At 64.2% G+C, this 10,926-nt stretch carries 9 protein-coding genes and 1 pseudogene; 6 read left to right on the top strand and 4 right to left on the bottom strand.

Annotated features, from left to right (window positions below; translation table 11 throughout):
* The 3 genes from ACRCSW_RS02965 to ACRCSW_RS02955 all read right to left on the bottom strand — a co-directional run.
* The coding region (locus tag ACRCSW_RS02965; RefSeq protein WP_438702497.1) for a caspase family protein at positions 1-1,457 on the bottom strand (1,457 nt) is incomplete at its 3' end.
* 495 nt (positions 1,458-1,952) lie between these two features.
* Positions 1,953-2,312 (bottom strand): transposase, encoded by a 360-nt coding sequence (locus ACRCSW_RS02960; protein ID WP_438702496.1) that lies wholly within the window; start codon positions 2,310-2,312, stop codon positions 1,953-1,955.
* Positions 2,313-2,891: 579 nt separating this feature from the next.
* Positions 2,892-3,587, bottom strand: coding sequence for a TetR/AcrR family transcriptional regulator (locus ACRCSW_RS02955; protein WP_438702495.1), 696 nt, complete (start codon positions 3,585-3,587; stop codon positions 2,892-2,894).
* A gap of 62 nt (positions 3,588-3,649) precedes the next feature.
* Between ACRCSW_RS02955 and ACRCSW_RS02950 the strand changes: the two genes are divergently transcribed.
* From ACRCSW_RS02950 to ACRCSW_RS02925, 6 genes are read left to right on the top strand one after another with little or no spacing between them, the layout of a single operon-like run.
* The gene (locus tag ACRCSW_RS02950) at positions 3,650-4,789 is read left to right on the top strand and encodes an efflux RND transporter periplasmic adaptor subunit (protein ID WP_438702494.1); all 1,140 of its coding nucleotides are present in this window, start codon (positions 3,650-3,652) and stop codon (positions 4,787-4,789) included.
* A gap of 6 nt (positions 4,790-4,795) precedes the next feature.
* Positions 4,796-7,903 (top strand): efflux RND transporter permease subunit, encoded by a 3,108-nt coding sequence (locus ACRCSW_RS02945; RefSeq protein WP_438702493.1) that lies wholly within the window; start codon positions 4,796-4,798, stop codon positions 7,901-7,903.
* A 21-nt stretch (positions 7,904-7,924) separates the two neighbouring features.
* Positions 7,925-8,269: an SDR family NAD(P)-dependent oxidoreductase gene (locus ACRCSW_RS02940; protein ID WP_438702492.1), complete on the top strand. Its 345-nt coding sequence runs from the start codon at positions 7,925-7,927 to the stop codon at positions 8,267-8,269.
* On the top strand, positions 8,262-8,720 hold the full coding sequence (locus ACRCSW_RS02935; protein ID WP_438702491.1) for an SDR family NAD(P)-dependent oxidoreductase: 459 nt from the start codon (positions 8,262-8,264) through the stop codon (positions 8,718-8,720). Before ACRCSW_RS02940 ends, ACRCSW_RS02935 begins: the two co-directional genes overlap by 8 nt.
* Positions 8,721-8,723: 3 nt before the next feature.
* Positions 8,724-10,103 (top strand): MFS transporter, encoded by a 1,380-nt coding sequence (locus tag ACRCSW_RS02930; protein WP_438702490.1) that lies wholly within the window; start codon positions 8,724-8,726, stop codon positions 10,101-10,103.
* 3 nt (positions 10,104-10,106) lie between these two features.
* Positions 10,107-10,457, top strand: a complete 351-nt coding sequence (locus ACRCSW_RS02925; protein ID WP_438702489.1) for a hypothetical protein — start codon at positions 10,107-10,109, stop codon at positions 10,455-10,457.
* Between the two features lie 255 nt (positions 10,458-10,712).
* On the opposite strand, the pseudogene ACRCSW_RS02920 reads toward ACRCSW_RS02925, so the two are convergent.
* Positions 10,713-10,926 (bottom strand): annotated as a pseudogene (locus ACRCSW_RS02920) (integrase core domain-containing protein); the annotation flags it as partial.

Here is a 10,926-nt window from a genome sequence, read left to right as displayed (position 1 = left end):
ATCGAGCCCAGATCGGCTGCGGTCTGAAAAGCCTTCAACGACTCGTCGAACCGACCCAGACGATTCAGCGCGCGACCCAGCTGAAAGTGCAGCCGCCGGACCTCGGGAAAGGCCTGGGCAGCCTCTGTGCAGGCCTCTACCGCAACGAAGCCGTCAATCGCCGTCCATGCAACGCCGGGTACGCCCTCTGGACGGTCCGGATCGCCTCTGGCCGCCGCCAGAGCATCGCACTTGGCCACACGGGCATCGCGCGACGGATCGTTGGCCGAAAGATAGGACAGCGCCACCGCGCGGTAGGCACAGATCGTTCCGCACTGGTCGACGTATTCCTGATACTTCTCTTCTGCGGACAGTTTCTCCCACAACGCACGGTCGGCCTCTGCCGCTTTCCCCTGGCTTAGCGAGGCAAGCTGCGCCATCGCCTCTTCCTTATACTTGCAGTCCTCGCATTCAGCGATGTAGCGCTCCAGCGCCGCGCGGTCGTTCTTGGCCGCATCCCAGGCCATCTGATCGCGAGCCTCGGCCACAGCCGGGGCGACAAAGGATACCGGATCACCTGCGGGCAGGGCTACCGATGCGGTGTCGATCTCGGGCATCTGGGCCCGGCCGCTGTCGCGCAATGCCTGGGCCGAGACCGCATCAACTAGATACGTGGTGAGCGTCTCCCACTCGACGGGGCCGTCGTCATCTGCCAGACCGCCCGCTCCCATCAGGAATCGGCTGGTGAAGAGGCCAAGCTGCGCCTCGTCATCCCAGTTCGCGGGCGAAGTGCCCGAGGTTGCGACAAGCCGGATCACCCCGTCCCCGGTTTGTGGCAAGGCGGGTGCGAAGCCGGGTGCGGACACGGCCAGAAGCGTATCGCCGCGCCCGGTTTCACCGGTAAAGCAGGCGTCGATCATCACGATCACCTCGCGGGTGTCGCCAACCCGGCGTTTGACCAGTTCCAGGTTGCGATAAAGCGTATCCAGCCGGTAGCCGCTGTCGACCGAGTTCGGGTCGCCGTCGGATGGCAACAGGAACGGCTCGCCCGTCACCAGGTCTGGCACCCCATGACCGGAGAAGTAGACAAACACGTTCGACGCTTCCGGCGTGACGCTGCGCCACAGCCGACCGGATTCGGGCCGTGCCTCCGACCCGAACATCTGCGTCATTTCGCTGAGAGTGCCGTCCAGAAGGACGAACACATTCTCCGGCCGAAAGCCCATGGTCTCGATCAGGTAGGCCTTCATCGCCTCTGCATCGTTATGGGCATAGTCCACCGGCACGGTCTGGCGGTAGTCCTTGTTGCCGACGATCACCGCAATCGATGCTGCGTTGTCATCGATCACCTCGACCGTGGATTGGGCCCTGGCGCCAAGCGGAAGGGCAAGCAGAAGCGGAAGGGCCAGAACTGCGGCATTGACGAAGTAGCGCAGGTCGGCGGCCCAACGGCCCAGCAAACAAACATTTTTTGACATCGTGGGATCCTCTGTCGGAATGTTACTAGCGGTCCGGGCAATGCGCAGAGCCAGAATTGAGAGCCCGGCAAAAAGCTAACCCAAGCACCCCAAGCGCGCAACGCCGTGAGATAGGACTTGACGCCCCGGACGTCCCCGTCGGCATGGCCAGGCCATGGTCGCTTTGCGGCGATTCAAGAAGCTGGACGTGGCTGCCGGGATCTGAACAGCCCGGAAAGGCGGATCTTCCGCGCCTCGGCGGCATCATGCTGCAAGCGACGGGATGATCGCGTGACGAAGGCAGCACCGGAACCGTCGATCCAGAGGCGGTCTACGTCCGCGCCTATGCCGACCTGTCCAAAGCGCGCATCAGGATTGGCACACAGCTTGGCTTTTGCAACGGCCGTCGGCCTCATTCATTGGTTGACGGGAAGACCACTGGCCAGTCGTTCTTCAGTCTGCCAATGCCCGAAGCTGCGGCGGGCTAGCCGAGGCGGAAAACCACCTACGAAACGCCTATGACCTGTCTAGATCAACCGCATCACTTATGTCGGCGGTCGCCTGGAAGAGAAGAGGGCTCTGGCGAACAAGTCTAAGCCTTTGAATTTCTGGGCGGAACGGCCAGTCTTGCTCGAACCAGTCTCCGCTCCGGATATACCTGCCGCCTTGGTTCGTGATCCGGCCAAGTTTGTCCTTCCCGCAGCTGAACTGCTTGAGCGGCGTCAGGCCCAGCCAGGCCGCGAAGTCACGACCGGTTCCGAACTGCCTGGCCTCGCCGATGGTTGCGACGATGGCCGAGGCCGTGATCGGTCCGACCCCAGGTACGCAAATGAGCCGGCGGGCGTTCGCACTGAGCAGCGCGTACTGCTCGATCATCTTCGTGTAGCCTCAGGTCCGTTCGTTGAGACCGCGAAAGTGATAGCACCGCGTGCCCGGAACGCCGGTCGCAAGGTCGGGCAATCGGCACGATCGCCTTCGAGGTGACGTTTCGCGAATACGGTCACCGCTTCGATCCCTGTCGGCAGGACATGATCGAACTCGCGCGGAAGGCTGCGTACCCTGCTTCGCAACCTTTGGTGCGTTGCCGAACGACGAGGTGGCGCGTCCGATGAATGGACAAGATGGCCCGCAAGCCTCCATGCCGACCCTGCAAGGCGACAGGGTCTCAAAGAACGTCAGCAGCTTCGCCCGCTTTATCGCCTTGTTGAAGATGGCGCGCCCATTCTCGGAAGCACCGTGGACCTGGACTACACCCTAGGCCAAATCGAGGCCGACTGTCTTACCTGTCATCGGGTGGCTGCTCTTCTCGCAGTCCATGACAACTGCATTATGGCGCACTCAACGCCGGTGGAGCAGGAGCCATCAACCCCATCCGCTATGGGCCGATTGTACGGCAGTAAGGGTGTTTGCGTCGTTCGCGGCATCACCGGATCGACATTGGCCTGCCAGTACACATCACTTTGTCCGGCCCTGGGGCAGCAGAAACAGAAGCCGTTCGGCGCCCGAGGCGATCATCCCGCGGACGTCAATATGCGGGGCAACTTTTGCGTAGTCGCCGTCGATCGTAAGGCTGGAAGCGCCGTGCACCAGTGTCCACAGCTGCAGCGCGATCATCTGGGCGTCGCCTTCGACCGCATGGAATGCGCAGTAGTCGAAGACTTCTTGCAGGACGTAGGCAAAGCAGGCCTTGCCGTGGGTCGTCGCAATGTCATCCGCCGACAGATTCGGTTTCTGGCTGAACATCATGCGGAAGAGCGCAGGTTCGGCCATGGCAAAGGCAAGATAGACCTGACCCACGGCGAGAATTCGGTCGCGCGATCCAGGTTCGAAGGCGCCCGCGGCGGTGCGAAATCGGTTCGTCATGTCGACGAAGCCTTGGGCCACGACTTCGTTGATGATCTGGGTCTTGTCGGAGAAATGTCGATACGGCGCGGCGGTGGACACGCCTGCGCGACGGCAGGCATCGGACAGACTGAAGTCGTTGCCTTCCCGCTCCTTTATCAAAAGGCGCGCAGCGTCGATCAGCGCCTGCCGCAGTTCGCCGTGGTGGTAAGAGGTCTTCAACCGTGGTCCCTCACGATGCGCGGCCTGGCCCTCCTTTAGTCGTTCAGGCCCCGGATGCAAAGTCGGGCCAAAGATAAGGCTTGCCATGTTAGAGCTTCTAACATAAGTTAGAGGCTCTAACATGGCAAGAGTCGAGACGGGGCACTGGCATGACAAAGTCTCTCTTCACCAAGGCGGGTTGGGCTGTTGTCGTTCTCGCGGCGCTTGGCGCGGCCGGATACGCGGCGCGCGATAATCTGGCGGCACTCGTCGCCGAGCCCGTGGTCAAGGTATTGGCGGAACGCCCGGCGCAGGCGGTACGGGTGACCCGCGTCGCCTTCGTGTCCGGCAATGAAGTCGAGACTTACACCGGGACGATCCGTCCAAAGCACGAGGCCTCGTTGGGCTTCCGCATCGCCGGCAAGCTGGTCGCGCGGCTCGTCGAGGTCGGTGACCTCGTGGCCAAGGGCCAGGTCGTGGCCCGGCTGGATGATACCGATGCCCGGCTGGAGCTTGAGGCGGCTATGGCTGAAGAGGCGGCCGCCCAGACTGATCTGGCCCGCGCACAGGCTGATCTCGTCCGCAGCCGCGAGCTTTTCGCCTCTGGCCATGTGGCGCAAGCGGCCCTTGACCGCGCGACCAGCGCCGCCGCCGAGGCGGTCTCGCGCGCAGAAAGGGCGGAACGGATGCGGGTCCTGGCCGCAAACCAGCTGTCCTACACAGAACTCGTGGCCGACACCGATGGCGTTGTCACCGCAACGCCGACCGAGACCGGACAGGTGGTGGCCGCCGGACAGGCGGCAGTCTCGGTGGCGCGGACGGATGCGCTGGACGTTGTCTTTGCCCTGCCCGAGCAATCCCGCGGCATCCTGACGGATGCTGTCGCCAGCGCAGAGTTGTGGGAAGCCGGTGGCAAGACTTATACGCTGACGCTGCGTGACATCTCGCCTGACGTTGATCCTGCGGGCCGGACCTACCGCGTGCGGATGACACTGACGGCTCCCGATGCAGAGGCGACTTTGGGTCGGACGGTGACTGTGCGGCTGGCAAACGAAGGCGGTGAGCCTTCGGCCCCATTGCCCCTTGCAGCAGTGCTGAATGATGGCACCGGGGCGGCTGTCTGGCGTTTGGCCGAAGGGGCAGACCGTGTGGAACGGGTGCCAGTCGAACTGGCCGCCGTCGATGGGGCAGTAGCCCATGTGCGCGGTGACCTTGCAGAAGGAGACATCGTCGTCAGCCTCGGCGCACACAAGCTCGATCCAGACCGTCCAGTGCGCGTGGTTGAAACCGCCGCCACGCCCGAAAGCTGACCGGCCATGCGCAATCTGAACCTCTCGCTCTGGTCCGTCACAAACCCCGCCGTCACGCTTTTCGCGATCATCGTGGCGCTTGCCGCCGGGGCGATGGCCTATGTCACGCTAGGCCGTGCCGAAGACCCGACCTTCACCATCAAGACCATGGTGGTGCAGGCGGTCTGGCCTGGAGCCTCCGCTGAGGACATACAGAATCTCGTGGCGGAACCGATCGAGAAGCGCATCCAGGAACTGCCGGAGCTGGACTATGTCAGCACGTTCTCGCGCCCTGGTGCGGTGGTTCTGCAGGTTCAACTGAAGGACTCGGTCCGTGAGGAGGCGGCAGAGGTCTGGTACCAGGTCCGCAAGAAAGTAGGTGATCTGCGCCCGCAACTGCCCGAGGGGTTGATCGGTCCGTTCTTCAATGATGAGTTTGGCGATGTCTTTTCGGCCATCTACATGGTGACAGGCGAGGGGCTGGGCCGGGCCGAACTCAAGACCTACGCCGAACGTCTGCGCACCCGGCTTCTGGCGGTGGAGGATGCCGCCAAGGTGGCCCTGATCGGCGACGTGGAGGAGCGGGTTTTCGTCGAGATCAGCCACCGGCGGCTGGCGACACTGGGGATATCGCCGCAAGTGATCTTCGATGCCATCGCAGAGCAGAACGCGATGACGGCGGCGGGGTCCTTCGAGACATCGGCGGATGAGGTGCAGGTGCGGGTCAGCGGCGATCTTGGCAGCCTTTCCGCTTTGCGCGACCTGCCGATCGCGGCGGGGGATACCGTGTTCCGCCTTGGCGACATCGCCGAAGTGCAGCGCGGCTACGAAGACCCGCCTGCCTATCTGGCGTTCCTCAACGGGGCCGAGACAGTCGGCGTCGGCGTCGAGATGGCTGCAGGTGCCAATGTCGTGCACCTGGGCGAGCTTCTGAAGGCCGAGGTGGAGGCGTTCCGCGCCGACCTGCCGCTTGGGGTGGAGGTGACGCAGACCTCGGACCAGGCGCTGATTGTCGAAGATGCGTTTGACGAGTTCATTACCGCTTTCGCTGAGGCGCTGGTCATCGTTCTGGCGGTCTCTTTCGTGACGCTTGGCCTGCGTACCGGCATCGTGGTCGCCCTTTCGGTGCCCATCGTGCTGGCGGTGGTCTTTGTGATCATGCAGATGATGGGCCTGAATTTCGACCGCATCACGCTTGGGGCGCTTATCATCGCGCTTGGTCTTCTGGTCGACGACGCCATCATCGCGGTCGAGATGATGGTCGTGAAGATCGAGCAGGGCTACGACCGCATCGCCGCCGCCTCTGCCGCATGGTCCAGCACGGCGTTCCCGATGCTGACCGGCACCCTGGTGACAGCGGCGGGGTTCCTGCCCGTCGGCCTCGCGCAATCGACCAGCGGCGAGTATGCGGGCAACATCTTCTGGGTCGTGGGCATCGCGCTGATCGTGTCTTGGTTCGTCGCGGTGATCGTCACACCCTACCTTGGGCTGAAGCTCTTGCCGCCGCCCAAACCCGGGGCGCATCACGCAAGCTATGACAGCCGCCTTTACCGGATGCTGCGCGCGGGCGTGAACGCCAGCCTCCGGGCCCGCTGGGCGGTGATCGGGCTGACGTTGGCGGCCCTTGTGGCGACGGGCGTTGGCATGGGCTTTGTCCAGCAGCAGTTCTTCCCCACCTCAGCGCGAGCGGAGCTGTTCATCGAAACACGCATGCCCGAAGGGTCCTCGATTGAAGCAACCGCCAAGGCGGCTCTGGCCGCCGAGGCACTGGTCAAGGGCGACCCCGATTTACGGTTCTCCTCGACCTACGTCGGTGCAGGTTCACCGCGGTTCTTCTTTGCCTTGAACCCCGCGCTGCCCAACCCCAGCTTCGCGATGACCGTCATTATGGCAAATGACGCCGCCGCCCGCGACCGCCTGCGCGCCAAGATCGAGGCCGCCGTAGCCGCCGGCGCCATCCCGGAGGCGCGCATCCGCGTGGACCAGATCGTCTTCGGCCCGCCCGTGGGCTTTCCGGTGCAGTTCCGCGTCGTTGGTCCTGACCCGGCCGAGGTGCGCCGGATAGCGGCGGAGGTGCGCGCGGTCATGGTCGCCAACCCGAACACGGTCGAGCCGCAGTTCGACTGGAACGAACAGGCCAAGTCGCTGGACGTTCGGCTGGACCAGGACCGCATCCGCGCCTTGGGGCTGAGCACCGCCGATGTATCGAACACGCTGCAGACACTCCTTTCTGGCGTCAAGGTCACCGAGTACCGCGAGGGGACCGAACTGATCGATGTGATCGTCCGTGCGCCCGCCGAGGAGCGCTTGGATCCCTCGGCCCTGGACGAGATGACTGTGCTTCTGCCCGGCGGCGGGGCTGTGCCGCTCGGCCAGCTGGCCGAGGTCAGCTACACCTTTGAAGAACCGATCCTCTGGCGACGCAACCGCGACATGGTACTGACCGTGCGCGCCGATATCGTGGAGGGCGTGCAGGCTCCGACGGTGACGGCCGAGATCGCACCGCAGCTGCAACCCATCATCGCCGCGCTGCCCGCGGGCTACCGGATCGACACCGGCGGAGCGGTCGAGGAAAGCAACAAGGCCAACGGCGCGCTATTCCAGATCTTCCCACTGATGTTCGTGGTCATGCTCACGCTTCTGATGCTGCAGCTGCGCAGCTTCTCGAAGCTCTTTCTGGTCTTCCTGACCGCGCCACTTGGAGCCATCGGCGCCGTTGCGGCCCTGCTGATCTTCAACGCGCCCTTTGGCTTTGTCGCCCTTCTTGGTGTCATCGCCCTCGCTGGGATGATCATGCGCAACACGGTCATTTTGGTTGACCAGATCGACCACGACCTCGCCGCCGGGGCCGCACCGTGGGAGGCGATTGTCGAAAGCACCGTCCGCCGCGCGCGGCCCGTGGTGCTGACAGCTCTGGCCGCAATCCTCGCGATGATCCCTCTTGCGCGGTCGGTCTTCTGGGGGCCGATGGCTCTGTCCATCATGGGCGGGCTGATCGTGGCGACGGTGCTGACCCTGTTCTTCCTGCCCGCTCTCTATGCCGCCTGGTTCCGAGTCAAGCGGTCCACCCCGGCGCAGGCTGCCGACTCGATCGCGAGGCCCGCCTTGCCGCCCCTTCGCCTTGCCGCGGAATGACCCTGCCCTGAAAGGACCATCATGTCCGTTGAAATGAAATCCCGTTTCGGCCCCACCGCCCTGATTACCGGAGCCAGCGACGGCATCGGCCGTGCCTTTGCCGAGGCTCTGGCGGCGCAGGGCTTCAACCTCGTGCTGGTGGCGCGGCGCGAAACCGTCCTGCAGGCGGTTGCGAAGGACCTTACCGTCAAGCACGGCATCAAGGCGCAGGTCATCGCCGCCGATCTGTCCGATCCGCGGGCCACCGTCGATCTGCTGAAGCGAACCGAACGCCTGCCCATCGGCTTGCTTGTCGCGGCGGCGGAGTTTGGGTCCATCGGGCCGTTTTTTGGAACGAGATGTCGTGTCCGAGGCGAACATGGTTGATCTGAACTGCCGCGCCGTCGTTGAACTTACCCACGGCATCGGTCAGCGGATGGCCAGCGCGCGGAAGGGCGGGATCGTTCTGTTCGGCTCGCTCGTCGGGTTTCAGGGCGCACCGGGGTCAGCCACCTATGCGGCGACAAAAGGCTTTGTTCAGGGCTTTGCCGAGGGACTGGCCGTCGAGTTGCGCCCGCTTGGCATCTCGGTGCTGTCTGTCGCTCCCGGCCTGGTCGGCACCGGGTTCGCCGCGCGCGCGGGGATGCGGATGGGGCAGGCCGAAACCCCCGAAACGGTAGCCCGCGTGGCCTTGGCCGCCTTGCCAAATGGCGGCACCGTGCGGCCCGGGTTCCTTGCCAAGCTGCTGGGCTGGTCGCTGGGAACCATGCCCCGCTGGGGCCGGGTTCGGGTTCTGGGGCAGATCATGAAGGGCATGACGCCCAGTGTAAGGGCCTAGCCGATGTCCACCAACCCCTGGGTCGTCTTTGGCGTCGCCAGTGCCGCGGTGTTTCTGGTGTCTGTCGACGCGACCATCGCCGTGGCGGCCTTTCCCGCCTTGCGGTCCTCCTTTGCCGACAGCACACCAGCCACCCTGTCCTGGGTGTTGAACGGCTACACGATCCTTTACGCAGCTCTTCTTGTTCCTGCCGGGCGGCTGGTTGATCTTCATGGGGCAAAGCGGCTCTTTCTGTTTGGCGTGGCGCTGTTCACTCTCGCCTCCGGCGCTTGCGGCATGGCGCCCGGCACCAACAGCCTGATCGCTGCGCGCATTGTACAGGCGGTCGGTGGCGCGGTGCTGACGCCCGCTTCGCTGGCGCTGATCCTCGGGGCCTTTCCCGCTGACAAGCGCAGCGCCGTCGTGGGGCTCTGGAGCGCCGCCGGTGCACTTGGTGCTGCCGTCGGCCCCGGTGCTGGCGCCATCCTGATCGAGCTTGCCACTTGGCGCGCGGCCTTCCTGGTCAACCTGCCGTTCGGCGCGCTGATCCTGCTTTATGCCGCACGCCGTTTGCCAAACCTGCAGGGCGCCGACGCGGGGGAAGGTCTGGATATCCCCGGCATCGCACTGATCGCAACCGGGGTTGCAGCGTTGGCTTATGGCGTGGTGCAGATCGAGGAGGCGGGCTTTGCCTCCGCAACCGTCTGGGGATCGGCGCTTGCGGGCGCTGGCCTTCTGATCAGCTATGCCTTCTGGGCGCGCGGCCGCGGGGGTGCCGCCATTGACATGACCCTGTTCGCCGACCGCACCTATGCCTTGGTGACGGTGGCGAGCTTTGTCTTCGGCATCGCGTTTTCGATGATGTTCCTGTCGTCGTTCCTGTTCCTCCTGGGTATCTGGGGCTATTCGCAGGGGCTGACCGGGCTGGCCGTAACGCCCGGCCCGCTGGTGGTGATAGCGGTCGCCATTGCGTCGGGGCGGCTGGTGGCGCTGGTCGGACACCGGGCGGTGCTGGTAGCCGGAGGTGGGCTTTATGCGGCTGCGCAGTTTTGGCTGGCCGTCCATATGACCGAGACAGCGGCCTATGTGACCCTGTGGTTCCCGATGCAGATCGTCGGCGGCACCGCTGTCGGGCTGCTGCTGGTGGGCCTCTCGGGTGCAGCCGTCGCAGGTCTGCCGCCTGCGCGGTTCGGCGTGGGTGGGGCGGTCAACAACGCCGTTCGGCAGTTGGGCGGGGTCTTCGGCACCGCGCTGGCCGTGGTGCTTGTGGGGCAAACAGGGGCTGGCATCGAGGCGTTCCAGTCTGCCTTTGTCTGCCTTGGCCTGATCGGCCTCGCGACCGCGATCCTTTGTCTGCCGCTGCCGGGCAAAAGCGGTCGGGTCCTGCGCGTACTGGCGGAGTAAGCTATGGTCTATGTCTTGGTCACCGGGCTGGAACTGAAGTCCGCCCTCCGCGACCCGGCCTTCTGGTGGCACGCAATGCGGTCGATGGCTCAGGCACGGGCCGCCCTTGGCCTGATCAGCGCCGACGTGCGCCAGATCAACGACATCCGCTATACACTGACAATCTGGTACAACGAGGCGGCCATGCGCGCCTACTTCGTAACCGGCGCACATCTGGCTGCGATGAAAGCGTTCCATGGTAATGCGGCAGGCACCATCCTTGGCTTCACGGGTGACACGGCACCAGGCTGGGATGAAGTCCATGAGATATGGCAGAGCGAGGCTCGCGAGGTGCGGCAAAGGGGGCGGGGGTGAAGGTTCGGTCCTGGCAAAACGAACCAGGACGGTGCGATGTGTCGGGTCGGGACCCGTGCCATGTCGAGATCGCCATGGTGATCAGATCGGTTTGGGTTTTGGCCTACATGACGGATCATCGGGCGCATTGACAGAAGTCATCGATCCGCGTTCCCGGCAAGCGGCCAACGCTTCATCGCGGCCTTGAATGTGGCTCTGCTTCACCATTGATTGACCAAACGACGAATACTTGCGGCGACAATCGAGGAGTGTGGATCTTTCCGGCTGTGAAGCCCAGCCTTTGACGATGAACCGGTAGGGGGTCAGGCCGCGAAGGGTCTTCAAGCGCCGTGCGAAGTTGCAGGCGTCGATGAAGTCCGCGAGATGGCGGCGGAGCTGATCGTGGTCGTCGCAGTGGAAGCGCTTGACCGTTGCGTCCTTGATTGTGCGGTTCATGCGCTTGACCTGGCCGTTGGTCCAGGGATGCTTG

Origin of the sequence: Tabrizicola sp., from assembly GCF_051645465.1 — a bacterium.
Classification (GTDB): domain Bacteria; phylum Pseudomonadota; class Alphaproteobacteria; order Rhodobacterales; family Rhodobacteraceae; genus Tabrizicola.
This window is presented reverse-complemented; position numbering and strand designations above follow the sequence as displayed.